Here is a 25,670-nt window from a genome sequence, read left to right as displayed (position 1 = left end):
GAAAATTGAAAAAAAGGACATGTATTTCGATTTATTTTCAAAAAAGTTATTCACAATCACGATTTTCAGAGACAAAAAAAGCGGCATAAGCCGCTTTTTAGAAGATTGAGGTGTTAAAACTGGTCACTATGATCGTTAAACCATTCCTCTGCAGCATCTTCTGGGACCGGTGTTTCAAGAACATCGATGGTAAAACAGCCAGAAATAGCTTGAGCACCGAGCTCGTTTAGTTGGCTGTGGACTGATTTACCTGCCAAACAGAAGGTATCGTAGCTCGAATCTCCAAGCGCCACTACAGCAAAGCGAACCCGGCTTAAATCTGGAGATTGCTGGGTCAATGCGTCGATAAACGGCTTAATATTATCTGGAAATTCACCGGCACCATGAGTTGAAGTGACCAACAACCAAAAGCCTTGTTGGGGGATATCATCGTATTCAGGTTGATTATGAAGGGTTATTTCATGACCTTGCTCTTCAAGAAGATCATTAAGGTGATCGCCAACGTACTCTGCACCACCTAAGGTGCTACCTGTAATAATGTGGATCATTAAGCTGTCCTTACTAAAGAAGAAGGCCAGCATGAGCCGGCCTTTTAAGGTTATTTACCAATACAGAATGAAGAGAAGATGCGACCTAAAAGATCGTCTGAACTGAACTCACCCGTGATCTCATTGAGGTGCTGCTGAGTAATTCGAAGCTCTTCCGCTAAAATCTCACCCGCCATGTAGCCTTCAAGCTGCTGTTGGCCGATATCTAGGTGTTCTGATGCTCGTTCTAGGGCATCTAAGTGACGACGACGTGCCATAAAGCCACCTTCATGACCACCAGCAAAGCCCATACAATCCTTTAGATGACTACGCAGAGCGTCGACACCTTGGCCTGTTTTGGCTGATAAGCGAATCAGGGTTGGATCGTTAACATGACAAATGCCTAACTCTTCACTGGTTTGATCCGCTTTATTACGAATTACTGTCATTCCGATGTTGTCTGGTAGACGATCAACGAAATCTGGCCAGATATCTTTCGGGTCGGTTGCGTCTGTTGTTGTGCCATCAACCATAAATAAAACTCGGTCTGCCTGAGCTATTTCTTCCCAAGCACGTTCAATACCTATCTTTTCTACTTCATCAGAGGCCTCACGTAGGCCTGCGGTATCAATAATATGCAGTGGCATGCCATCAATATGGATATGTTCACGCAGTACATCACGCGTAGTGCCGGCAATATCAGTCACAATGGCAGATTCTTTGCCTGACAATGCATTTAATAGGCTCGATTTACCCGCATTTGGGCGACCTGCAATCACGACTTTCATACCTTCACGCATGATGGCACCTTGATTGGCTTCTTGGCGCACAGCTTCGAGATTGTCCATGATAGCCTGTAAGTCAGCACTTACTTTACCGTCAGCAAGGAAATCAATTTCTTCTTCAGGGAAGTCGATAGCCGCTTCAACGTAGATTCTTAGGTAAATCAGGGAATCTACCAGTGTATTAATACGCTTTGAGAATTCACCTTGCAGGGATTGTAGTGCAGATTTCGCCGCTTCTTCTGAGCTTGCGTCAATCAGGTCAGCAATCGCTTCGGCTTGAGTTAAATCCATCTTGTCGTTTAAGAAGGCACGCTCTGAAAACTCACCTGGACGCGCAGCACGCACGCCTGAGATCGCGAGGATTCGTTTGATTAGCATATCCATCACCACCGGACCGCCGTGGCCTTGCAGCTCTAACACGTCTTCGCCAGTAAACGAATGTGGGTTAGGGAAGAAAAGCGCGATACCTTGGTCGAGTTCGATGCCATCGTGAGATTTAAACGGCAGGTACTCAGCGTAGCGAGGCTTAAGTGTTTTTCCTGTTACTTCTAGGGCAACCTGAGTCGCCAATGGGCCGGAAACGCGGATAATACCGACGCCACCACGGCCTGGCGCGGTCGCTTGAGCAACAATCGTATCTGTAGTCATAGGTGTGCCTGCTAGCATGTGAAAGCCAAAGAGGGCATTCACGATTAATCAATTAGCTGAATTGTAATCAGCTAAAAACAAAAAGGCGACCTTTTGGTCGCCTTTCTTTATCTCTTTCTATTATCGAACTTACTTAGAATGTAAGCCTTTCTTTTCCAGTGCGCGGTAGATAAGCGTTTGCTGAATTAGAGTTACGATGTTCGATACTAGCCAGTAAAGAACCAGACCTGAAGGGAAGAACAGGAAGAAGAATGTGAACATAACCGGCATAAAGGTCATGATCTTCTGCTGCATTGGATCCGTTACAGTTGTCGGGCTCATCTTCTGGATTAGGAACATTGAAGCACCCATCAGAAGTGGCAAGATGTAGTATGGGTCTTGTGCTGAAAGGTCAGTAATCCAACCGAAGAACGGTGAGTGACGCAGTTCAACAGACTCCATTAGTGCCCAGTATAGCGAAATGAAGATAGGCATTTGAAGAAGGATAGGTAAACAGCCACCTAGTGGGTTTACTTTCTCTTTCTTGTAAAGCTCCATCATTTCTTGACTCATGCGTTGACGGTCGTCGCCAATACGCTCACGCATTGCAGTCAGCTTAGGCTGAAGCATACGCATTTTCGCCATAGACGTGTACTGAGCTTTCGTTAGTGGGTACATAGCACCACGAACGATGAAAGTTAGACAGATGATTGCCAGACCCCAGTTCACAACGATGCCTTGAATAAATGAAAGCAGAGTATGAAGTGGTTTAGCAATGAACCATAACCAACCGTAGTCAACTACTAGGTCTAGGTTTGGTGCAACAGCAGCCATTTGGTCTTGAAGTTTAGGACCAACCCAAAGCGTTGCTTTGAAGCTTGCTTCGTCGCCAGTAGCGATGGTTTTGTTCGGCATGCGAACACCGATGTCGCCAAGGTTACCAATTACACGAGTGTAAAGGTTGCTGCCTGCTTCGTCGCGTGGAATCCAAGCACTTGCAAAGTAGTGTTGAATCATCGCTGCCCAACCTTGACCGTTTGCTAGGTTAAGAGAAAGGTTGCGATCTTGCATGTCGTCGAAGCTGTATTTTTTGTAACGCGTATCTTCCGTAGAGTAAGCACCACCACGGTAAGTTGGCATTGTTAGGCTACCACCGTCATCCATAACGTTTTGACGTAGGTGAGCGTACATGCCGAATGTTGCGTTATTGCCAGAGTTGTTGACTACATCGTATTCAACGTCAATCGCGTAGCTGTCGCGCTTAAGGACGAATGTTTTTGTGTAATCCAGGCCGTTTGCTTGGTAAGTCATTGGGATGCGTAGTTCATCTTGACCTTCAGCCAACGTGAAGCTGTCTGCTGAAACCGTGTAGCTAGGGCGGTTAGTGCTGCTTAAATCGATACCTTGAGGACCCACTAGACCGCTTTGAGCGATAAATTGGTGACCAGGCTCGTTTTTAAGAAGAACAAAAGTATCTTCAGAATCGAACTCAGCAGAGTAATCGTTTAGGTTTGCTGTAACGACATCACCACCAACCGTATCAATTGACAGAGTCAGAACATCAGTTGTTACTGTGATAGTTTTAGCAGAAGCAACTTGACCAGGAGCCGGGTCTAGATCATCTGCATAAGATGGCGCTGGTAGGGTGCTGCCAGATTGTGCCTGCTCAACCGCTTGTGGAGCTGGGTTCTGAGCTACGTTCCATTGTTGGAACAGTAGGAAAGAAACCAAAGCCAATGCGATTAACAGGATATTACGTTGAGAATCCATCGTTATTTATCTCTGTCTTGTTTTTGGACTGGTGGAACGGGGTCAAAGCCCCCTTCGTTCAAAGGATGGCATTTTAATAGACGTTTGCCTGATAACCAACACCCTTTTACAAAACCGTGAGCTTTCAACGCTTCTATCGCATATAAAGAGCAGGTTGGAGTAAATCGGCAGCGTGGGCCGATGAGTGGACTAATAAACCATCTATAAAAATAGATGGGTATTAGCGCTATCCACGCGAAGGGCGAGACAGGCGAAGCCATAATTTGTCGAGTAGCTTGAACATTTCTTCATTGCTTAAATCTTGCGCGCTCTTCTTAGCGATTACAACATAATCTTTGTTAGGAAGTTTGTGTTGAGTGTTACGAAAGCTTTCACGAGTAAGACGCTTGAATCGATTACGACCCACGGCGGTTTTAATCTGCTTTTTCGGAACGGCTAATCCAAGGCGAGGATTTGAAAGAGAGTTATTTCGGGCAATGATGGTGAAATGAGGGGAGCCTGCTCGATGAGCTTGCTTGAAGACATTCTGATAATGTTCGGGAGTTAACAAGCGTAACTCCCGACCGAAGGCTAGCTTATTCAAAATAATCAAAGATTACTTAGAAAGACGCTTACGGCCTTTTGCACGACGTGCATTGATTGTTGCGCGACCGTTCTTAGTAGCCATGCGAGCACGGAAACCGTGTGTACGCTTACGCTTTAGAACTGTAGGTTGAAAAGTGCGTTTCATTGTAATTACCTTACTGATCAGTAGTTTTAGGTTTTTGTTAAACCCGGCGTGGGCATTTTTTCTCTTCTTTATATAAGAAAGGAAAACCGACGCCTCTCAACAAAGAGGCGGAATTGTAATCACTGTCACAAAAAGTGTCAATGATTGGGTTAACTAAAATTCCGGTCGGGGGATTATACGTAGAATAACTAAAATCACAAGGATCCTTCGTCGATCCCGACCTTATTTAAGAATTTCTTTAATTTAGGATCCTGTGGATTACCAAAAATATCCTGTGGAGATCCCTGTTCGACAATGTGGCCATCAGCCATGAAGATCACTCGGTCTGCGACCTCTCTAGCGAACTGCATTTCGTGAGTAACCACCAGCATGGTTTGATGCTGATTTGCTAGTTTTTTCATTAGGTTAAGCACTTCGCCAACCCATTCAGGATCAAGCGCTGAAGTCGGCTCATCAAACAGTAAAAGCTCTGGTTGTAGAGCCATTGCACGGCCAATACCAACCCGTTGCTGCTGGCCACCAGAGAGCGCGGCTGGGTAGCTATCAGCTTTCTCTCCTAAGCCAATGTCGTCGAGTATTTGTTGTGCTTTTTCATGGGCTTGCTTCTTTTTCCAACCACGAACGGTAATCAAACCTTCAGCTATATTCTGTCTCGCGGTTTGGTGAGCAAATAGTGCATAGTTTTGGAATACAAAACCAGTCTTACGACGCAGTGCAAGCACCTCTGCTTTGGTGTGTTTCTGAGCATCAACCTTAATATCATCAATCGAAATAATGCCTTGATCGGCTTGCTCTAGAAAATTCACACAACGCAGCAGGGTAGACTTACCCGTACCACTTGAACCTATGATGACAATTATCTCACCTTGTTTGATTTCTAGGTCGATCCCTTTCAAAACTTCGGTGTCACCAAACTGCTTGTGGATATTTTGTAATTTGATCATCGTACATACGCCTTATTCAGTTTCACTTCGGCCCAAATTTGAATACGAGTGAGGATAACCACTACACCCCAGTAAATCAGCGCGACTGCTAAGAAAGCCTCGAAGAAGCGGAAACTTGAAGAAGCTTCCATCTGAGCTTTAGCCATGATTTCGGCGACACCTAAGGTGAATGCAAGTGAAGTCGACTTGATCATGTCGATGAAATAGTTCATTAAAGAAGGCAGTGCTACGCGGGTTGCTTGCGGCAAGATCACTCGGCGCATCGCTTGACTGGTTGTCATACCGACTGAGAGGCTGGCTTCCATCTGGCTACGATCAATACCGATAATCGCGGCACGAATACTTTCTGCCATATACGCGGCAAAGTGCAGGGTTAAGCCAATTACAGCGGCGCTGAAAGCATCCAACCCAACCATCCAAGGGAATACTTGTGGTAAGCCGTAATAAAGGAGGAAAAGCTGTACCAACAGAGGTGTGCCTCGAAAGAAGCTAATGTACAGCTGGCTCAGTTGGTCGAGTACTGGGATTTTGAATACACGAATATTCGCCAGTATCAGAGACAGGATCAGAGCAAAGAACAAGCCCCAAGTCGCCATCTCCATCGTGGTGCCTAAATACTTCAGTAGTATTGGCAACAGCTCTAGCATGTAATTAAAGTCAAATCCCATAATCTATCTCGTATTAATATTGGAAGTGTTGTTCTATTTGGAAATACTGTTCTATCAGGCTTTTAATCAGTGCACAAAAGCAAAAAGCCCACCGCCGTGTAAAGCAGTGGGCCTCGAATGGAGATAGTGAGTGATTACTTCTGAGTAATGTCCGCACCAAACCATTTCTGAGAGATACTTTCTAGCGTACCATCTGCGCGCATTGCTGCTAATGCTTGGTTTACTTCTGCTTGCAGTTTTTTACCGTTGTCGTTGTCCACGAAAGGCCAAGCGTTTTCAATGGTTTCGAATGGCTGACCTGCTAGCTGTAATGGTAGACCCGTCTTCTTGATAAGCTCTAGTGCTGATAGGCGATCCATTACGAATGCATCGGCACGACCAAGAGCGACATCATGCTCAATACCTGTATCGTAGGTTTTAACATTGATCTTGCCATCTTTATCGTAGCTGCGAAGCAGTTGTTCAAAGTTTGAACCTAGGTTTACCGCAACCGTCTTGCCATCAAGGTCTTCGATACCCTTAATGCTGTCATTACCTTTACGAACGGTAATTTGTGCACCGTCTACTACGTATGGGTCTGCGAATAGGTATTTCGCTTTACGTGCATCCGTCATTGTAATTTGGTTTGAAATGGTATCGATACGACCCGTTTCAAGAAGACCAAACAGACCAGAGAAGTTTGCCGTTACGTATTCAACCTTGTAATCGTTACGCTTACCGATCTCATCCCATAAATCCACTTCAAAACCTTGTAGTTGGTCTTGTTTAACGAACGTAAACGGGAAGTAGCGACCAGACATGCCGACTTTAACTTCAGTCGCGGCTTGAACAGTAGCAGCAGAGAGTGCGATAGCCGCAATTGCAGCCTTAATCCAGTTATTCATTTGGTAACTCCTTATATTTATAGGGTTGGATGTTACTGGGAAAATGCTCAATAGAATAAATAACCAGATGTTATTAACCATAACCAGATCGCATTCTCGATTTGGGGATAACTAGCAAGGATCCGGGCATAAGTGGATCATTGTGTGAGTAAATTTGGGGCAAGATGTGTGGATCCACCGATTATTTACAAATTTATTGTGAATAACTTGGATCTTATTCACTGGATCTGTGATCAATTGCTGGTGATCTGACTTATCAACAGGTAAAATTAACGGTCATTTCATATAACTTAAATAGAGTGGGGCACCGTGTCATCTTCGCTTTGGTTGCAATGCTTGCAACAGCTTCAAGAAGAGTTACCAGCTACAGAGTTCAGTATGTGGGTACGTCCGTTACAAGCGGAGCTCAATGGTAATACTCTAACTCTATTTGCACCAAACCGATTTGTACTCGATTGGGTGCGCGATAAGTACCTAAATAGCATTAACCGTTTGCTACAAGAATATTGTGGTAATGATATCCCGCATCTTCATTTTGAAATTGGGAACAAACGAGTTACGGCTCCAAAATCTGAGACTATCGCCCCAGCTCGTACCCGCACAGCCGCTGATGTGGCCGCTGAATCGTCAGCACCTGCGCAGTTACAAGCTCGTAAGCCTGTTCACAATATCTGGCGTGATGAAGAGCCTGTAGCGGTTGATCTTAACCACCGTTCAAACGTAAACCCAAAACATAAGTTCAATAACTTTGTTGAGGGTAAATCAAACCAATTGGGTTTAGCGGCGGCACGTCAGGTTTCTGATAATCCAGGAACAGCCTATAACCCGTTGTTTTTATACGGTGGCACCGGTTTAGGTAAGACACACTTGTTGCATGCGGTGGGTAATGCCATTGTTGATAATAAGCCGAATGCGAAAGTGGTTTACATGCATTCTGAGCGTTTTGTTCAGGATATGGTGAAGGCGTTACAAAATAACGCGATTGAAGAATTTAAGCGCTACTACCGTAGTGTTGATGCTTTGCTTATCGATGATATCCAATTTTTCGCAAATAAAGAGCGCTCTCAAGAAGAGTTCTTCCATACCTTTAATGCGCTGCTTGAAGGCAACCAACAGATCATCCTAACCTCTGACCGTTATCCAAAAGAGATCAACGGGGTAGAGGATCGTCTTAAATCTCGCTTCGGCTGGGGTTTGACGGTAGCGATTGAGCCTCCTGAGCTTGAGACTCGTGTTGCGATCTTAATGAAGAAAGCCGAAGACCACCAAATTCACCTTGCGGATGAAGTGGCATTCTTTATTGCTAAGCGTTTACGCTCTAACGTTCGTGAGCTAGAAGGCGCATTGAACCGTGTTATTGCGAATGCAAACTTCACTGGCCGTCCGATCACGATCGATTTCGTGCGTGAAGCACTGCGTGACTTACTTGCCTTGCAAGAAAAACTGGTCACTATTGATAATATTCAAAAGACAGTCGCTGAATACTACAAAATCAAAGTTGCTGATCTATTATCTAAACGTCGTTCTCGTTCTGTTGCTCGTCCACGCCAACTGGCGATGGCACTGGCTAAAGAATTAACTAACCACAGCTTGCCTGAGATTGGCGATGCATTCGGTGGCCGTGACCACACGACCGTACTGCATGCTTGTCGTAAGATTGCTCAGTTGCGTGAAGAGAGCCACGACATTAAAGAAGATTATTCGAACTTGATTCGTACCCTTTCTTCTTAATACACAGTATTCTTAACCTTAATAAGCAGAATCTTGGCCACGTACTATTACGCAGTGCCATTTAGACCGTAAGAGCAAGATATGAAATTTACCATTGAACGTAGTCACCTGATTAAGCCATTACAACAAGTATCTGGCGCACTCGGTGGCAGGCCAACGCTTCCAATTCTAGGAAATCTACTGATTAAAGTAGAAGATAACGTGTTGTCGATGACAGCAACGGATCTAGAAGTTGAACTGATCAGCCGTGTAACGCTTGAAGGTGATTTCGAAGCGGGCAGCATTACTGTACCTTCACGTAAATTCCTAGATATCTGTCGTGGCTTGCCAGACAGCTCAGTGATCACTGTGGTATTGGATGGCGACCGTATTCAGGTTCGTTCTGGTCGTAGCCGCTTCTCATTAGCAACATTACCTGCGGCAGATTTTCCAAACATTGAAGACTGGAGCAGTGAAGTTGAAGTGTCAGTGACACAAGCTGAGCTACGCGGTCTTATCGAGAAAACCCAATTCTCAATGGCGAACCAAGATGTTCGTTATTACCTCAACGGTATGTTGTTTGAGATTGAAGGTTCAATCCTACGAAGTGTCGCAACTGATGGTCACCGTATGGCGGTATCTCAAGCACAATTGGGTGCCGATTTTGCTCAGAAGCAGATCATTGTTCCTCGTAAAGGTGTGCAAGAGTTAGTGAAGCTACTGGATGCACCAGAGCAACCGGTAACGCTGCAGATTGGTAACTCTAATGTGCGTGCTGAAGTGAACAACTATGTCTTCACTTCTAAGCTGGTTGATGGTCGTTTCCCTGATTATCGCCGCGTAATGCCGCAAAATACTACCAAGACACTTGAAGCTGGTTGTGATGAATTACGTTCAGCATTTTCTCGTGCTGCGATTCTGTCGAATGAAAAATTCCGTGGTGTTCGCGTTAATCTTGTAGATAGCGAGATGCGTATTACCGCGAACAACCCAGAGCAAGAAGAAGCGGAAGAAGTGCTAGACGTAACCTTTGATGGTGATGCACTAGAGATTGGTTTCAACGTAAGCTACGTGTTGGATGTTCTGAACACACTACGTTGTGAGCAAGTTCGCATCTCAATGTCAGACGCCAATGCGAGTGCTCTTATCGAGAACGCACAAGACGACAGCGCGATGTACGTTGTTATGCCTATTCGCTTATAAGCGTTGTTTGTGATGTTTACTGATCAACAACGTTTACCTATCGAGTCGTGATTGAAGATTAATATGAAGACGTTATGCCTTTATCGCGCTTAATCGTTAAGCAGTTTAGAAATATAGAAGCCTGTGACATTCAACCGTCATCAGGCTTTAACTTTCTTATAGGGGCTAACGGGAGCGGAAAAACCAGTGTCCTTGAAGCGGTATATCTGCTCGGACATGGTCGCTCATTTAAGAGTTCACTCACCGGCCGTATCATACAAAACGAGTGCAGTGAGCTGTTTGTACATGGCCGTTTTATGACCTCGGATCAATTTGAGCTGCCAATTGGCATTAATAAGCAGCGCGATGGCACAACAGAGGTTAAAATAAGCGGTCAAACTGGGCAAAAATTGGCTCAGTTAGCTCAGGTTTTACCTTTGCAGTTGATTCACCCGGAAGGGTTTGATTTACTAACCGATGGACCTAAGCATCGCCGCGCATTTATTGATTGGGGAGTCTTCCACAGTGAGTCCGGCTTTTATGATGCATGGGGCAGGGTAAAGCGCCTCAATAAGCAGCGAAACGCCTTATTGAAAACGGCAACAAACTATCGAGAACTGAGCTATTGGGACCAAGAGTTGGCCCGTTTAGCGGAAAGTATCAGCCAGTGGCGTGCCACTTACGTTGAACAGCTTAAAGAAGTCGCCGAAGAAATCTGTGCGACCTTCCTTCCTGAGTTTGAGATAAAGATTAACTATTATCGTGGTTGGGACAAAGACACCCCATATGCCGATATTTTAGAAAAGAATTTTGAAAGGGATCAGCAGCTTGGTTACACCTTTAGTGGGCCAAACAAAGCGGATCTGAAGATAAAAGTGAACGGCACTCCAGTGGAAGATGTCTTGTCACGAGGTCAATTGAAGTTGATGGTGTGCGCGCTGCGAGTAGCACAAGGGCAACACCTCACTCAAATGACAGGTAAGCAGTGCATCTATTTGATAGATGACTTTGCTTCCGAATTAGATAGCCAACGCCGAGCACGTCTTGCTGAGTGTTTAAAGGCGACCCAGGCTCAAGTTTTTGTAAGCTCTATTACCGCTGATCAGATTGCAGATATGCATGACGAAAATAGCAGGATGTTTCATGTGGAACATGGCAAAATAGAGCAAGGATAATTAGTCAGAGAGTAACTATGTCAGATAATTACGATTCATCGAGTATTAAAGTACTGAAGGGTCTGGATGCGGTACGTAAGCGTCCTGGAATGTACATTGGCGACACGGATGATGGTACCGGTCTGCACCACATGGTTTTTGAGGTGGTAGATAACTCTATTGATGAAGCGCTAGCTGGTCACTGTAATGACATCATTGTAACTATCCATGAAGATAGCTCAGTGTCTGTAAGCGATGACGGCCGTGGTATTCCAACAGAATTGCACCCAGAAGAAAAAGTATCAGCAGCAGAAGTAATCATGACGGTTCTTCACGCTGGTGGTAAGTTCGATGATAACTCGTACAAGGTATCTGGTGGTCTGCACGGTGTTGGTGTTTCAGTAGTTAACGCACTTTCTAAGCAAGTTACTCTTACTATCCACCGCGGTGGCAAAATCCACACTCAAACTTACAGCCACGGTGAGCCTCAAGCGCCACTAGCGGTTATCGGTGATACGGATAAAACCGGTACAGAGATTCGTTTCTGGCCGAGTGAAGAAACCTTCACTAACATCGAGTTCCATTACGACATTTTAGCTAAGCGTCTACGTGAGCTATCATTCTTGAACTCAGGTGTATCAATTAAGCTAATTGATAAGCGTGAAGAAGACAAAATGGATCACTTCGAATACGAAGGCGGTATCCAAGCGTTTGTTGAACACCTTAATACCAATAAAACACCAATCATCCAAAAGATTTTCCACTTTGATTCAGAGCGTGATGACGGCATTACCGTTGAAGTTGCAATGCAGTGGAACGATGGTTACCAAGAAAACATCTACTGTTTCACTAACAACATCCCTCAACGCGATGGTGGTGCTCACTTAGCGGGTTTCCGTGCTGCACTAACGCGTACTCTGAACAGCTTCATGGATAAAGAAGGCTTCTCGAAGAAAGCGAAGACTTCAACATCAGGTGATGATGCTCGTGAAGGTTTGACGGCGATTGTTTCGGTGAAAGTGCCAGATCCTAAGTTCTCAAGCCAAACGAAAGACAAGCTGGTTTCTTCAGAAGTGAAGTCTGCCGTTGAGTCTACGATGGGTGAGAAGCTATCTGAGTTCCTAATTGAGAACCCAGGTGAAGCGAAAATCGTTTGTTCTAAAATTATCGATGCAGCGCGTGCTCGTGATGCAGCGCGTAAAGCTCGTGAGATGACTCGTCGTAAAGGCGCATTAGATTTAGCCGGTCTTCCAGGTAAACTAGCTGACTGTCAGGAAAAAGATCCTGCTCAGTCTGAACTATACATTGTGGAAGGAGACTCTGCTGGCGGATCAGCCAAGCAGGGGCGTAACCGTAAGAACCAAGCAATCCTACCGCTTAAAGGTAAAATCCTTAACGTAGAGAAAGCGCGTTTCGATAAAATGCTGTCTTCTCAAGAAGTCGCAACGCTAATCACAGCCCTTGGTTGTGGTATTGGCCGTGATGAATACAACCCAGATAAACTGCGTTACCACAACATCATCATCATGACCGATGCCGATGTCGATGGTTCTCACATCCGTACACTGCTACTGACGTTCTTCTACCGTCAAATGCCTGAGCTGATTGAACGTGGTTACATCTACATTGCTCAACCGCCACTTTACAAAGTGAAGAAGGGTAAGCAAGAGCAGTACATCAAAGATGAAGATGCGATGAACCAGTATCAAGTATCTTTGGCTTTAGACAATGCAGAACTGCACGTAAACCCTGAAGCACCTGCGTTTGCCGGTGAAGGCTTAGAGAAGCTTGTTCAGCAATACAATGCAGGCATCAAGCTCGTTGATCGTATGAGCCGCCGCTACCCACGCGCATTGGTTCACGAACTGATTTACGTTCCTCGCCTAACCGCTGAGCAGTGTCATGATGATGCGGTGGTTGAAGCTTGGGGTAAGCAGCTAGTAGAGCAGCTAAACGGTAAAGAAGCGGGTGCAAGCCAATACAGCCTTGAAGTTGAAAAGCACGAAGAGCTAGATTTAAGCGTTCCTAAGATTGTGGTTCGTACTCATGGTGTAACTCATGAGCACGTGCTGAGCATTGATCTGATTAACTCGAAAGAGTTTGGCAAGCTAGCGGATCTTTCTGAAGCACTTGATGGCCTGATTGAAGAAGGTGCTTACATTAAGCGTGGCGAGCGTACTCAAGAAGTGTCTAGTTTCGTTGAAGCTCTGAACTGGTTAGTGAAAGAGTCTCGTCGTGGTCTAAGCCTACAACGATACAAAGGTCTAGGTGAGATGAACCCTGATCAACTTTGGGAAACGACAATGGATCCTGAAACTCGTCGTATGATGCAAGTAACGATTGAAGATGCTGTTGGTGCTGATCTGTTGTTTACAACATTGATGGGCGACCAAGTAGAACCGCGTCGTAACTTCATCGAAGAAAACGCACTTAAAGTAGCAAATCTAGACGTTTAGTATCTTTGATACTTCGCTCTTTCGCTTAATTTCTGTGTCAGAGGTGCTCACATACATTCGTATGCTCCGCGCCTCTTCTTTGAACTAAAACGAAATAGCTTCGTCTCAAAAAACTAAATTTGTTGTTAAAAAGACTGCCAAAAATGGCGGTCTTTTTTGTTTTTAAGTGATTGAAAAATATTGGATTGGAAAAATAATTGAAAATAAGCGCTTGAAACTGATTTGCTCAATCCACATATCTAGTTGTGAAGAGAATGACTGTCTTGCTCTACAAGAGAAGAAACAGAACCTTCATAATCGTTGCTAGAGTATCGCTCAATAGAGGATAACTTTGGCAGCACACAATTTAAAAATTGATTTATTGTCATGTCCCAGAGTTGTCATCAAACGAGGTGAAACCCGTGGAATGCGAACTGAATCCCTTAGCTGTTTACTGAATCATTCACAGGTTCGATCTCAGTAAAAATTACAGCTAAGACTATTGCTTACTAAAAGGATAGCATTATGAGAACTGTAGATTTCACTCCACTTTACCGCAACGCAATCGGCTTCGATCGTCTATTCAACATGATGGAAGCGAACACATCGAAGAACTCTTCTGGCGGTTACCCTCCATACAACATCGAGCAAAAAGACGAGAACAACTACCGTATTACTATGGCCGTTGCTGGTTTTGCTGATGACCAATTAGATCTTACTCAGAAAGAGAACATGCTAATTGTTAAAGGTGAGCGTAAAGCAGAAGCAGAGAAAACCTTCGTATACCAAGGTATCGCAGAGCGTGATTTCGAGCGTAAATTCCAACTGGCAGACTACGTAAAAGTGGTAGGGGCAAGCATGGAAAATGGTCTTCTTCACATCGACCTAGAACGCGAAATTCCAGAAGCGATGCAACCACGTAAGATTGCTATCAACGGTAATAGCCTACTAGAAGGCTAATACCCGTCATACTTGAAGCTACAGCGTTGTTGACGTCGTAAATTCCCCCTAATTACATAGGTTCCCTATGCTCATAGGGCTGAATTTTCTAGTCGCCTAGCTGAACCCCCAATTATTTAGGGTATTCAAGTGACAAACATTATCGGGAAGTAGAAGTGAAAGAGCACCAGTACCTTGAAGAAGGTCGGTGCTCTTTTTGTATTTGGGTTACAGTAAGCTAAAAGCTCAGATTACTGTTCTGAGTAAGCCTTTTTCACTTCTTCAGCAATGATTGAAATGCCTTTTTGCATCGCCTCATCATCTTGTACGTAGTTCATGCGTAAGCACTGGTGAGCATGATCCCACTCGTCTTCTTGGCCGATAAAGAAGTATTCACCCGGAACAATCAATACGCCACGAGCTTTGAGGCGGTCGTACAGCTCCATGGTGGTAATCGGCAGTTCATCAAACCATAGCCATAAGAAAATCGCGCCTTCAGGCTTGTGGATACGGAAGCGAGGGTCGTCGATCGCTTCTTGTAAAAGCTCAACCGCACGTAGAGATTTGTCTTTATAGAAAGGTTTGATTACTTCACTGCTCAATCGCAATAAATCGCCTTTTTCAATCATATGATTGGCAATTGCCGGCCCAACACTGCTCGGCGCTAAGCTGATAATGCCATTCATGTTAGTCAGAGCTTGGGTTACTTCTTCGCTCGCAATCACGATACCGCAACGTACACCCGGCAAACCAAGCTTAGATAAGCTCATGCACAGAATGGTGTTTTCATTCCAGAACGGTTCCACATCTTCAAAGATGATGTTTGGAAACGGCAGGCCGTAAGCATTATCGATCAGTAGCGGGATGTTGTTTTCACGCGCTAGTTTATCCAGTTTACGCACTTCTTCGTCGGTCAGTACGTTACCGGTTGGGTTGGTTGGGCGAGAGGCACAGATAGCCGCGACCGAGTCATCAACTTTTAGCTGTTCAAAATCGACGTGGTATTTGAACTGTCTGTTTTCAAGTAGTTCGATCTCTGGGTGGTAAGAGATAAAAATATCGTCATCAATGCCCGCATCGCCGTAGCCGATGTATTCCGGTGCGATCGGCAGTAGGATTTTCTTGTGTGAACCGTCTGGCTGTTGACCCGCTAACAGGTTGAATAGGTAAAAGAAGCCACTCTGACTGCCATTAGTCAGGCTGATGTTCTTCTCGCTGATGTCCCAACCATAGGTCTCTTTCAGCATCGCCGCTAACGACTTAATGAAGCTGTCTTTGCCCTGCGGACCATCGTAGTTGGCGAGGGCGGCGATGAGTTCTCCACTGGCGAGCATGTCGGCACTGGCTTGGTTAAAGTAATCGAGCATGGCTGGGATAGCGGCTGGGTTACCACCACCGAGCATGATTGCACCAGGAGTGCGCAGGCCATCATTTAAATCATCCATTAAACGAGTGATTCCAGAGTATCGATTAAACTTTTCACCAAACTTTGAGAATTGCATTGCTTCGTATACCTAATTCATTGTGATTATTATTCGTAGATTATGATCAATCTTATGAACCCGAGCGTGGCGGGTTACAGTGGGTAATCTTTGAACATACCGCAATGTTTTTGCGGCGCAAAGCACGAATTGCCCTCACACGGAAAAAACTTCTCTTCTCACCACTCCCGTTTAATCACTTTTTTCACTTTAAACTGAACTCAAACTGAATAGAACGACGGCAAATGTCAGAGCAATGTGAGGAAGGTCACTCTTGGATTGCTCAAAAATAGCGCACTGAATATTATTTCCTCCGAAGAAAAAACAACCTATCTATCTTTTGGAGAAACGAATGTTAACTAATTTATTTGTTAGAACTCAGCTATTTATTCAATCTTTTAATAATGATCAACGTGGTGTTACAGCGATTGAATACGCAATCCTAGGTGTGTGTATGTCAGCAATCGTATTGGCTGTATTTAACGACTCTCTTCGTGAAGCTTTAGAAGGTGCCATCACAACCATCACTAATAATATTGAAGCCGCTAATTCGTCGCCAAGTGTAGGTTAATTAATGCCTCATAAACTGTGGTGGTTAATTCCCTTAGCCACCATGGCTGCAATCGTCAGTTATCAAGATATCCGATACCGAATAATACCTAATGGAGTGGTGGTAGCTGTTGCTCTCTTGGGTGTTTTTTATATCTGTCAAACCGAAAAGTTTGAGCAGTTTTATAATTTTTTCATAGTGTTAGCCGTCGGCGCAGTTTTATTTTATTTCAATGTTATAGCTGCTGGAGACAGTAAATTATTGGCTGTGTTCAGTTTAATGGTATCGCCCAATATGATGTTGTTGGCGGTTAATGTGATTTTATTTGCAGGTGGAACCCTAGCGATTACTCAGTGGGTATTAGGAAAAACAACTGGTAATTCTGAGTGGATAAATAGAGGCGTTCCTTATGGGGTACCTATTTGTCTAGGAAGCCTACTAGGTATAGCTGCATCGTTATAGGTGAATCATGAACTCCAAAATCATTCTTGGCTTAGCGTTTCTCGCTATATCTATAGGCCTCTATGGTGTGGTGAATGTACCGATGGATACTTTCCCCGTTCAGCCTGAAGAACCCATTATAGAAGTGACTTTTAAGGTATGGAAATTAACTCACCCGGCAGTGAAAGGTCAGCAGCTGAAGCGTAGCGACTTCGTTATAGAGTACTTGCCTGAAGCTCGTGCAGCGCTATTGGGAATCGATCGAAACATTGAGTTAGATTGGAATGCTCCTCAATTCGCAGTGCATGACATTGCCGCATATGAGCTGGTGGACTTGAATATGTTGACATCTCCCGGAGACAGTCAGTACTTACAGGCGGTGATCCGCCCTGGATTTGTGCCTTATAACGTTACGGTACCGGGAAGAGATGTACTAGGTGGCACCATCGCAGTCGGAGATTTAGTCGATATATCTGTTCTTTCAACGCCGGATCAGAACTTATCAAGTGAGGATACGGTGTCAGATATTCAACATCTCACTATGGTGCCATTACTGGCCCAAATACCGGTTTTGGACATGGTGACGTCAGAAAAAGCAGTGAGCACGTTAACGTTGGAAAAAGAGACTCAGGTGACATTGATCTTACAAGTGACCAATCAACAACTGGCACAACTCACGGTGGCACAGCGGATTGCAGAAGTGGCCGTGCATAAATCATTGGGTAAGGAATTTTCTGATGATCTAGAAGCTGATTCTTCAGACATCATTCCAAGCAGTGGCGGCACTGGTGGAATTCGTGAATACCGTTTTGAGTAGGGCGTTAACCATGAAAACAACAATGTTGACTTTAGTATTGGTTCTGCTGCTTCCATTCGAGGTTTTGGCTCAAGGCTCGACTAATTTAGCTCAGGGAGAAGCTAAAACCTTTTCGATTCGAGGGGAAATCGCTTCTGTTTTTATCTCAGGGAAGAATATTGCAGATTACCAAGTGATTGATAGTAATAAGGTCGTGGTGTTTGGGAAGAATATAGGATCTGCCTCGTTTATCGCATTTGATGCGAAAGGACGTGAATTATTTAACCGCTTATTGTTGGTGAATAAAAGTTATCGCGAAATAGAGCAACAAATTGATGTGTTATTTCCCGATGCGGAAGTGTTTGTAGCAGGCATCGGTGAGAACGTTGTTCTGAGTGGTGTCGTCGCTAATGAACAGGAAAAGGATAACATTCACCAGTTGGTGGGTGAGCTTTTGGGGAAAACAGCGAACTCAACCTCTTTTCAAATGAGTGATGAAGAGAGTGACGACATTGATGTGGGTTTTATGACTCAACTTAATTACGCAGGCGTCGTGAATAATATCGAAATATCAGCGACTAAGCAGGTGAACGTTAAGTTGACCATTGCAGAGGTATCGCACTCTTTTATGCAAGACTTCGGCATCAAGATGGGCAGCAATGGTACGCCCGGCATATTTGTGGATCAACTTACTCATTTTAGTGCTAGCGATATTGTCTCTGTTATTTCAGCTTTAGGTACCGATAGCGTTGGTCAAGTTCTAGCTGAACCTAATTTGTCGGTGATTTCAGGTGAGAAAGCGAGTTTCTTAGTGGGTGGAGAACTGCCCGTTGTGACGGTTATAGATGGTGCAACCAACGTTGAATATAAGGAATTCGGTGTGCGACTGGAATTACTGACTAAGGTGCTTCGAGATGACAAAATTAAGCTAGCACTGACACCAGAGGTTAGCTCCCTAGATGGTAGTTACAGCAGTGACAACTTTGATTTACCAGCATTAAGAACACGACGCGCCCAGACAACCGTGGAACTGGGGGATGGACAAAGCTTCGTTCTTGGTGGGTTGCTTAACAGTGAAGAGAAAGAGTCACTGACTCGAATTCCCTACATTGGTGATATACCTATTATCGGTGCTTTGTTTCGCCATACAGGAACCGAACGTAGTAAAACTGAGTTAGTCATTGTAGCGACCGTTAATTTAGTTCAACCAGTCAAAGCGGAGCAGATCCAATTACCGACGATGAAAAAGACTAGCACGCTCAAGCGCTTTTTTGGACTAGGCAGTGGCTATGAACAATCACAACAAAAGTGGGCTGATGAAGTTTTGTCTGCTGGAGGGTTTAGCCAATGAAATCATTGATGGTTACTTTGTTTACCGCCGTCATTATTACAGGGTGTGTTGACCGTATATCGGAGCCTCGCGGAACGGAAGTTGAAGTTTTTCCTGTGACTTATCAGCTTAAACTTCGCTCTGACCAACCCCTGTTGGTGACCAGAAAAGTGAGTGAGTTTATCTTGGGTTACCCTAAAAATGTAAAGGTGGCGCAATGGAAAATACGTACCAAAGGGAACGGGAATCAGGCGCTTTATAAAGAGGTTGTGAGCCAGTTAATCCAAGCTGGTGTTATGTCGAGTCAGATTGAATACAGTCAAATAGGTTATAGCCCAAATGAGCATAACTCAAGCGCATCAGATCCGTTACCACTAGAGAGTCGCTTTGACTTAAGTCTTTCAGTCACAACATATAAGACCAAACTAGAAATTTGCCGCCAGGAACGGGTCGGCGAGTATGGGAATGGAAGCTTAGGGTGCAATGTGGACACGAGCCGTTGGCAGTCAATGGTCAACCCGCACAAAGCAATCTAATTACTAACTGTTAGAGAATTTCAGATGTTTGATTTAGTGAATAAACTAAACAGTGCGGAACCTAAAAAAACGGAGAAACAGAATCGTTGTGCGATGCTTTTCCAAACCGAGATATGCCGCGACTTCATCCAAAAATCGTTCAGATTTGAAGGGTTGATTGAGCCTAGCTCGTTCGCCAGCCAAGACACAAATGTGACTAGATTAGAGCAATACCCAGATGTTGAAGTGGTATTTGTTGAATTAAATCAAAGCCAAGATATTGTCGCTGATGCTCAGTTATTGACTCATACCTTACCTCCTCATGTGTCAGTGATCATTATTGGCAGTGAAGATACCATATCCATCATTCGAGCCTTAAGACAGTTGGGTTTCTATTACTTGTTTTGGCCAGCGGGTGAAGCGGAAACGATCGATTTTTATCACAACGTTTCCCGTAACCACGCAGCACAACAAGGCGTGAGTACAAATCGTAAAGCCAAGCAAATAGCAGTCATGGGCGTGAAAGGTGGGGTCGGTACTTCACTTGTAGCGTGTGAGATATCTCGCCGTTTGGCCAAGCATCAAAATGCGAGTACTTTGCTAGTCGACTATACCTACACTGGCAGCAATATTGACGTGATGTTAGGGCTTAAGAAGTTTACTAAGCGCAGTGTTCAAAAAGGCACCCTTACTACAGGAGTGGATAATGATATCGCGACAAGCTTGGTACAAAATATTGAAAAAAATTTGTCACTTCTTGCGGTGGAATCAGATGAGTTTGGCCGTGATGAGTTATTCCAATACACCCAGTCTTTAAAGAAGCAGATGATTTCAAGTCATGCTTTTGTCGTGGAAGACTATTCTCACACTGCGACAACCAATGAAGAGTTTAGACAAGCGGTGGGGAAACTAGATGCTTTAGTCTTGGTATTTGATGCAACAGTATCGTCATTAAGAGAGCTGAATCGAATTCGTTCTGAAATCGACGTGCATTATCCCAACCTTGTCGTACTGACGGTAATGAACCGCTCTCGACCACATAACGCAGCGTCAATTAGTGAGGCGGATGTAGTTAAGTATTTTGGTCGAGAGGCAGACGCGAATTTAGTGTTTGATTTCAAAGCTAATCAATACCTACTTCAAGGTGAGCTGCTTAGTGAATCACGTTCTGAAATGAAATACGGACTGCAAACGTTAGTTGCCTTATTGATGGGAGAGAGAGTTGCGGAAAAAACAGCATTTTCATTCTTCCAGTGGTTAAAACGGTAAGGGGACGATATGGAACATGCACAGCGCATTTATTTACAACTGCGTAAGCAGATATTTGATGCACTTGATGCCAGTGTTATTGAAAGCTTACCGCGTCTAGAGTTAGAAGCTCAGTTAGCTAGCGCAGTTGATATGCTAGTGAGTCGAGATCAGTTATCTATTTCATCACTGGCAAAATCAGAATATGTCACCAGCATGGTACATGAGTTAGTTGGCCTCGGGCCTTTGCAGGTGTTGATGGATGATGACTCGATCACCGACATCATGATCAATGGCCCACAACAGGTTTATATTGAGCGTCATGGCTTAGTCGAGAAAGCACCTGTTCGATTTATCGATGAGAAGCAGTTGCTTGATATTGCTAAGCGCATCGCTAGTCGTGTTGGGCGCAGGGTCGATGAGTCTTCTCCTACTTGTGATGCCCGGTTAGATGATGGTAGCCGTGTGAATATTGTCATTCCTCCTATCACATTGGAAGGGACGTCAATCTCGATTCGTAAGTTTCAAAAGCAAAGTATTGGTTTTGAAGAATTAGTTGAATTTGGGTCTCTTACTCCCGAGATGGCAGGTTTACTTCAATTAGCTGCACGTTGCCGACTCAATATTCTTGTATCTGGTGGTACGGGATCGGGAAAAACAACGTTACTTAATGCTTTATCACAGCATATATCAGAGGGTGAACGAACCGTCACTATTGAAGATACCGCTGAGTTAAGGCTTCAGCAGTCACATGTTGTTCGAATGGAAACTCGTCATGAGGGCATTGAAGGGACGGGGGCTATTACCGCTCGAGATTTAGTGATTAATTCACTGCGAATGCGCCCAGACCGAATTATTGTGGGTGAATGCCGTGGTGGTGAAGCATTTGAAATGCTGCAAGCCATGAATACTGGGCACGATGGTTCAATGTCTACGTTGCACGCCAATACACCACGAGATGCTTTGGCTCGTGTCGAATCAATGGTGATGATGGCGACCAATAATTTGCCCTTAGAAGCGATCCGCCGCTCAATTGTAAGCGCGGTCGATTTAGTCGTTCAGGTCAGCCGATTGCATGATGGTTCTCGAAAGATCATGAATATCACTGAAGTGGTCGGTATTGAGGGAAGCAACGTGGTGTTAGAAGAGCTGTTCTCTTTCCAAACTTCACCTCACAGCCCTGATGGTCGCATTCGAGGTAGTTATGTGACATCTGGTGTTATGGCTCGTTCTGCGCTTTATGAAAAAGCCCGTTTCTTTGGTGTAGAGCAGAAGTTAACTCAAGTGATTGAGTCTATGACACTCAATCAATAGGAGTGAGACATGTATTGGTTGATTATTTTGGGTGGGGCAATACTCATGATTGTCGCGCTTAAGCCGAATAGAGCTCCCTCTGTTGATGAGTATTTATCACAGCAAGCGAAAGGTAATCTGAAAAGCGATCTGAGTTTTACGCAACAAGCGGTTAATTTTGCCAGTCTTTCTGATCGTAACTTCAAACAGAAACTTCATGTGCGTTGGGATAACTTACAGCGCCAACTTGGAAAAATGGCATTAGGTAAGGTCGTCATTTTTTCTGTTGTAGCACTGCTTGCGATCGGCACTCTTAATCAAATGTCACTGCGCTTACCTTGGTTCGAAATTTTGCCTTTGACTCTCATTACCGCTTGGTTTTTGGGTTATCTCCATTTACAGAAACGAGAGAAAAAACGCTTTGAAGAAACCTTCCCTGATGCGTTGAACATGCTGGCAAGTTCCCTTAGTGCGGGTGAAAGCATAGGGCGAGGCATTGGGTATGTAGGGAAGAAACTTGAAGATGAGGTAGGTAAAGAGTTTAAGCTGATGAGCGAGCGCCTCAATTTAGGCGAGCCGATTGATGATGTGTTTCGTAAATCTTGTCGTCGCTTTCCGTATCCGTCGTTTCATTTTTTTGTCATTACCTTGCGAGCTAACATGCAAAGAGGGGGGCAATTAAAAGAGGTGATGTCACGTCTGAATCGACAAATGTTCGAAGCGAGAGCTGTAGAAAGAAAAAAGTTTGCTCTTACTTCAGAGGCTCGTATCTCCGCAAAAATTGTAGGAGCAACACCATTCTTCTTTCTGTTTATTTTGCAGTTTCTTAGTCCTGAAAATTTTGAGTTCGTAATGCACCACCCAGAAGGGAGACCGATTCTTTACTACCTCATCACAAGTGAAAGTATCGGCATGCTGATCATCTGGGCGTTAATGAAAAAGGTGAAGTAATGGCTTCTTCAATAAACTTCTCGAACGTTGGGCTATTTTTCGCCTGGGCCGGCGTAGCATTTGGCTTGTTGCTCATATTTTATTGGTTAGTCGTGTGTACTCAGAAAAAACACCGTATCGCAGCCTTAGCGAAACATCATCGATTGGCCGATCAGTCAAAAGAGGCAGAAATAAAACTGAATCGTTGGTTGACGCCCATGTCGACTATTTTCGTCACCTCCGAAAGTGATATTGCAGTGCGCTTTGCTAATGCAGGCGTGAGTGACATCCGGTGGGCTCAATGGTTTATGCCACTGAAGTACAGTGCGTTGTTTATCGGGCAAGTGGTTGTTGCAGGCGTGTGTTGGTTTTTTGAGGTTTCGTCTGAATCATGGATCGCGATAGCTGCGGGGTGGGCTATGGTGGTTATTGTGATGCCTGACCTAGTCTTGAGCTCGATGGCTAAAAACCGTCAACGTCGAATCTCTCGTCAAATGCCGTACCTGATTGACCTAATGGCGATTTGCGTCCAAACCGGCATGACAATCGAAGCATCAATGAAATACCTCTCCATTGAAATGAAAAGCTTTGATAAAGAGCTTTCTAGCTTGTTGGAGGTGACAAACCAACGGGCTCGTTTGGTCGGAATGGAAAATGCCTTAGAGGAGTTGTATCGCAAGGTTCCATCTCCAGAAGTTCGTAGTTTTGTGATGACGCTGACGCAGAGCATTCAACATGGATCCTCGATTTATAACGTGTTAACGACGTTGGCAGGCGATATTCGAGAAGTGCAAATGCTAGAGCTGGAAGAAGAAATAGGGAAGTTAGCTGCCAAGATGTCGATTCCACTGATCGTGTTTATCTTGATCCCAATTGTATTCGTAATTGCCGCTCCGGGGGTAATGAGGATGATGCTTAATGTTTAAGAAAATAATCGCGCTAACGTTAGTTTTAATGTTGGCGGCATGCAGTTCAACTCAAGCGAGTTGGCAGAAAGATGAGTCAAAAGAGGCTATCTATCAAAAAACACATAATTACGTTCAGTTAACCCGTTTGTATAAAAATCAGCTGCAGCAATACGACGCTGATGAAGTGAGAGAAAAACTCTCGAATACATATTTAGCTATGGGCGATGCTGAGTCGGCTCTGTTTTACATTGCCCCTGTTACTCAAAAACCACAACCCAGTGTGAACAGTTTATTGATGCAAGCGAAAGCATACGGTGAATTAGGTCAGTACCCAGCAGCGATCAGTAGTGCTAAACAAGTATTAGTGGAAAATGCTACACATGCGGCAGCCGAGAATTTACTGGGAACGTTTTATGGTTACAGCTATCAGTTTGATCTATCTCGTCGGTATTTTGAACGCGCGCGCGAGCATTTTTATGACTCGGTATCAGTGAATAATAATTTGGCTGTGCTCGATATTACGCAAGAGCATTATCAAGCAGCTATGGAGCGTTTATTACCATTGTATAAGCGCGGTCAGATGAACGAACAGATGATGGCAAACTTGACGTTGAGTATGGCTAAGTTGGGCCACTACCCGTTTGTCGAAAGTGTGTTGAGTGAAAGATACAGCAAGCACCAAATCCAAAAAATTTATCAGGCGTTGCGCCACCACACTCCTTATTCATTAGAGAGCCAAACGCTGGCAGTCAGTGGTCTTTCGTTATCGGAGGAGGCGGGTAATGCGATATAAGCAAAAGGGTGTCGCGAGCATAGAGTTTGCGGTGGGCTTTTTTGCTTTTTGGTTGATGTGTATGGCGTGGGTTGAGATGAGCTATATCTCGTACATTTCGGCGATCAACGACTTGGCGGTTTCAGAGGTGGCTCGCACAGCTAAAAAGGGCTCAGGAAATTATCTCGATACGGTAGATAAGGTTTTGCACCGAGAAGGCAGTATCTGGAATCAGGTTGTTAATGGCGACAATTTTCAAGTCACGATTCACTACTCTAAAAACCTGAGTGAGTTAGCTAGTATTACAGACCAATGCAGTATTTCTGGTAGTCAAAAATTTAAAGAGTGTGGTGATGCTGATAACGCAGCGCTTGCCATTTATCGAATTAACTACCGTTTTTCACCTATCTTTAGCTACTTCTTCACGACTCAGAATTTAATGAGCAGAGAGATGATTGTTGTGCAGGAATATGAAAGGTCAAAATTTGAAATTTAGAACCCTAAAGCATGGGAATTTGAAGAGTAAGCAGCAGGGGGTTTTTAGTATTGAGTTTGCCATGGTCGCTGTATTTTTCAGCTTATTGATTGCTTTCAGTGGTGACGTGATCATCAAGCTTTCATTGAAAGGAAAACTCGATCGACTCTCTTATTCACTGGTCAATGTACTTAAAGAGAGAACCCAACTTTATGATACTGATTATCAGCTTACAACTAAAGAAGTCGATGATATCTATATCATTGCTCAGCATTCCTTACTGCGTACCTTTGGTCATTTTGAACGGGAACACTATGGGTTGTTGGTGGAAGAGTTGAGCTTCAAACAAGTGGGTACACCCAACCCCGCGATCAGTGAAAAACGCGGTGTTGTTGCCTGCAGAATAAAGCAAACCATTGATTCATTAGAGTCCATGACGGTAGTGACTAACCGAGGTCGAGAAATGCCCCTGTACCGAGTGACGGTTTGTTATGAATCGGATAATTGGATTGGTGGTATTTTGGGGCGTGAGTTTACTCACGTGATGTCTGATTCTGTCGTGATCGGCAGGTAGAG

27 protein-coding genes are annotated in these 25,670 nt (G+C 44.4%); 17 read left to right on the top strand and 10 right to left on the bottom strand.

What is annotated here, in order from left to right:
- Positions 1-113: 113 nt before the first annotated feature.
- The 9 genes from mioC to ACED42_RS07410 all read right to left on the bottom strand — a co-directional run bounded on the left by mioC (position 114) and on the right by ACED42_RS07410 (position 6,935).
- Positions 114-548, bottom strand: coding sequence for an FMN-binding protein MioC (mioC, locus tag ACED42_RS07450; protein WP_029225327.1), 435 nt, complete (start codon positions 546-548; stop codon positions 114-116).
- 50 nt (positions 549-598) lie between these two features.
- Positions 599-1,960 carry a tRNA uridine-5-carboxymethylaminomethyl(34) synthesis GTPase MnmE gene (gene mnmE, locus ACED42_RS07445; RefSeq protein ID WP_029225326.1) on the bottom strand — a complete coding sequence of 454 codons (1,362 nt, stop codon included), beginning with the start codon at positions 1,958-1,960 and terminating at the stop codon, positions 599-601.
- A 129-nt stretch (positions 1,961-2,089) separates the two neighbouring features.
- Positions 2,090-3,709: a membrane protein insertase YidC gene (gene yidC, locus ACED42_RS07440; RefSeq protein WP_371702029.1), complete on the bottom strand. Its 1,620-nt coding sequence runs from the start codon at positions 3,707-3,709 to the stop codon at positions 2,090-2,092.
- A gap of 2 nt (positions 3,710-3,711) precedes the next feature.
- The gene (gene yidD, locus ACED42_RS07435) at positions 3,712-3,969 is read right to left on the bottom strand and encodes a membrane protein insertion efficiency factor YidD (RefSeq protein WP_004735802.1); all 258 of its coding nucleotides are present in this window, start codon (positions 3,967-3,969) and stop codon (positions 3,712-3,714) included.
- Entirely contained in the window at positions 3,936-4,259 is a 324-nt protein-coding gene (rnpA, locus tag ACED42_RS07430) for a ribonuclease P protein component (protein ID WP_029223763.1), read from the bottom strand. Before rnpA ends, yidD begins: the two co-directional genes overlap by 34 nt.
- Before the next feature lie 45 nt (positions 4,260-4,304).
- Positions 4,305-4,439 (bottom strand): 50S ribosomal protein L34, encoded by a 135-nt coding sequence (rpmH, locus tag ACED42_RS07425; protein WP_004735800.1) that lies wholly within the window; start codon positions 4,437-4,439, stop codon positions 4,305-4,307.
- Positions 4,440-4,633: 194 nt separating this feature from the next.
- Positions 4,634-5,383, bottom strand: a complete 750-nt coding sequence (locus ACED42_RS07420; protein WP_135445416.1) for an amino acid ABC transporter ATP-binding protein — start codon at positions 5,381-5,383, stop codon at positions 4,634-4,636.
- Complete coding sequence (locus ACED42_RS07415; RefSeq protein WP_009848134.1) at positions 5,380-6,051, bottom strand: amino acid ABC transporter permease; 672 nt, start codon at positions 6,049-6,051, stop codon at positions 5,380-5,382. Before ACED42_RS07415 ends, ACED42_RS07420 begins: the two co-directional genes overlap by 4 nt.
- A 134-nt stretch (positions 6,052-6,185) precedes the next feature.
- A complete protein-coding gene (locus ACED42_RS07410; protein WP_029223762.1) occupies positions 6,186-6,935 on the bottom strand; it encodes an amino acid ABC transporter substrate-binding protein in 750 nt (249 codons plus the stop codon).
- A 309-nt stretch (positions 6,936-7,244) separates the two neighbouring features.
- Here ACED42_RS07410 and dnaA point away from each other — a divergent pair, with 309 nt between their 5' ends.
- From dnaA to ACED42_RS07385, 5 genes are all read left to right on the top strand, one after another.
- Positions 7,245-8,666 (top strand): chromosomal replication initiator protein DnaA, encoded by a 1,422-nt coding sequence (gene dnaA / locus ACED42_RS07405; protein WP_009848136.1) that lies wholly within the window; start codon positions 7,245-7,247, stop codon positions 8,664-8,666.
- Between the two features lie 81 nt (positions 8,667-8,747).
- Positions 8,748-9,848, top strand: coding sequence for a DNA polymerase III subunit beta (dnaN, locus tag ACED42_RS07400; RefSeq protein ID WP_009848137.1), 1,101 nt, complete (start codon positions 8,748-8,750; stop codon positions 9,846-9,848).
- 74 nt (positions 9,849-9,922) lie between these two features.
- Positions 9,923-11,002 carry a DNA replication/repair protein RecF gene (gene recF, locus ACED42_RS07395; RefSeq protein ID WP_135445414.1) on the top strand — a complete coding sequence of 360 codons (1,080 nt, stop codon included), beginning with the start codon at positions 9,923-9,925 and terminating at the stop codon, positions 11,000-11,002.
- A gap of 17 nt (positions 11,003-11,019) precedes the next feature.
- Positions 11,020-13,437 carry a DNA topoisomerase (ATP-hydrolyzing) subunit B gene (gyrB, locus tag ACED42_RS07390; RefSeq protein ID WP_371702025.1) on the top strand — a complete coding sequence of 806 codons (2,418 nt, stop codon included), beginning with the start codon at positions 11,020-11,022 and terminating at the stop codon, positions 13,435-13,437.
- Positions 13,438-13,941: 504 nt separating this feature from the next.
- Positions 13,942-14,376 carry an Hsp20 family protein gene (locus ACED42_RS07385; protein ID WP_009848140.1) on the top strand — a complete coding sequence of 145 codons (435 nt, stop codon included), beginning with the start codon at positions 13,942-13,944 and terminating at the stop codon, positions 14,374-14,376.
- 230 nt (positions 14,377-14,606) lie between these two features.
- Here the strand turns inward: ACED42_RS07385 and ACED42_RS07380 are convergent, their stop codons facing one another.
- On the bottom strand, positions 14,607-15,857 hold the full coding sequence (locus tag ACED42_RS07380; RefSeq protein ID WP_371702023.1) for a valine--pyruvate transaminase: 1,251 nt from the start codon (positions 15,855-15,857) through the stop codon (positions 14,607-14,609).
- A 331-nt stretch (positions 15,858-16,188) separates the two neighbouring features.
- Between ACED42_RS07380 and ACED42_RS07375 the strand changes: the two genes are divergently transcribed.
- From ACED42_RS07375 to tadF, 12 genes are read left to right on the top strand one after another with little or no spacing between them, the layout of a single operon-like run.
- On the top strand, positions 16,189-16,407 hold the full coding sequence (locus ACED42_RS07375) for a Flp family type IVb pilin (protein ID WP_009848142.1): 219 nt from the start codon (positions 16,189-16,191) through the stop codon (positions 16,405-16,407).
- A 3-nt stretch (positions 16,408-16,410) separates the two neighbouring features.
- Entirely contained in the window at positions 16,411-16,848 is a 438-nt protein-coding gene (locus ACED42_RS07370) for a prepilin peptidase (protein ID WP_017103127.1), read from the top strand.
- Positions 16,849-16,855: 7 nt separating this feature from the next.
- Positions 16,856-17,644 carry an RcpC/CpaB family pilus assembly protein gene (locus ACED42_RS07365; protein ID WP_017103126.1) on the top strand — a complete coding sequence of 263 codons (789 nt, stop codon included), beginning with the start codon at positions 16,856-16,858 and terminating at the stop codon, positions 17,642-17,644.
- A 10-nt stretch (positions 17,645-17,654) separates the two neighbouring features.
- Positions 17,655-18,974, top strand: coding sequence for a type II and III secretion system protein family protein (locus ACED42_RS07360; RefSeq protein WP_371702021.1), 1,320 nt, complete (start codon positions 17,655-17,657; stop codon positions 18,972-18,974).
- The gene (locus ACED42_RS07355) at positions 18,971-19,489 is read left to right on the top strand and encodes a hypothetical protein (protein ID WP_371702019.1); all 519 of its coding nucleotides are present in this window, start codon (positions 18,971-18,973) and stop codon (positions 19,487-19,489) included. Before ACED42_RS07360 ends, ACED42_RS07355 begins: the two co-directional genes overlap by 4 nt.
- A 24-nt stretch (positions 19,490-19,513) precedes the next feature.
- Complete coding sequence (locus ACED42_RS07350; protein WP_371702018.1) at positions 19,514-20,737, top strand: P-loop NTPase; 1,224 nt, start codon at positions 19,514-19,516, stop codon at positions 20,735-20,737.
- A 9-nt stretch (positions 20,738-20,746) separates the two neighbouring features.
- A complete protein-coding gene (locus ACED42_RS07345) occupies positions 20,747-22,030 on the top strand; it encodes a CpaF family protein (RefSeq protein WP_102249193.1) in 1,284 nt (427 codons plus the stop codon).
- Between the two features lie 9 nt (positions 22,031-22,039).
- Positions 22,040-22,960 (top strand): type II secretion system F family protein, encoded by a 921-nt coding sequence (locus ACED42_RS07340; protein WP_371702016.1) that lies wholly within the window; start codon positions 22,040-22,042, stop codon positions 22,958-22,960.
- Positions 22,960-23,865 carry a type II secretion system F family protein gene (locus tag ACED42_RS07335; protein WP_012602950.1) on the top strand — a complete coding sequence of 302 codons (906 nt, stop codon included), beginning with the start codon at positions 22,960-22,962 and terminating at the stop codon, positions 23,863-23,865. Before ACED42_RS07340 ends, ACED42_RS07335 begins: the two co-directional genes overlap by 1 nt.
- Positions 23,858-24,640 carry a lipopolysaccharide assembly protein LapB gene (locus ACED42_RS07330; protein ID WP_009848151.1) on the top strand — a complete coding sequence of 261 codons (783 nt, stop codon included), beginning with the start codon at positions 23,858-23,860 and terminating at the stop codon, positions 24,638-24,640. The genes ACED42_RS07335 and ACED42_RS07330 overlap by 8 nt, the downstream gene beginning before the upstream one ends.
- A complete protein-coding gene (locus tag ACED42_RS07325) occupies positions 24,630-25,115 on the top strand; it encodes a TadE/TadG family type IV pilus assembly protein (protein ID WP_009848152.1) in 486 nt (161 codons plus the stop codon). Before ACED42_RS07330 ends, ACED42_RS07325 begins: the two co-directional genes overlap by 11 nt.
- On the top strand, positions 25,090-25,668 hold the full coding sequence (tadF, locus tag ACED42_RS07320; RefSeq protein ID WP_371702013.1) for a tight adherence pilus pseudopilin TadF: 579 nt from the start codon (positions 25,090-25,092) through the stop codon (positions 25,666-25,668). The genes ACED42_RS07325 and tadF overlap by 26 nt, the downstream gene beginning before the upstream one ends.
- Positions 25,669-25,670: the final 2 nt, after the last annotated feature.

Origin of the sequence: Vibrio sp. FF145 (assembly GCF_041439075.1) — a bacterium.
Classification (GTDB): domain Bacteria; phylum Pseudomonadota; class Gammaproteobacteria; order Enterobacterales; family Vibrionaceae; genus Vibrio; species Vibrio tasmaniensis_A.
This window is presented reverse-complemented; position numbering and strand designations above follow the sequence as displayed.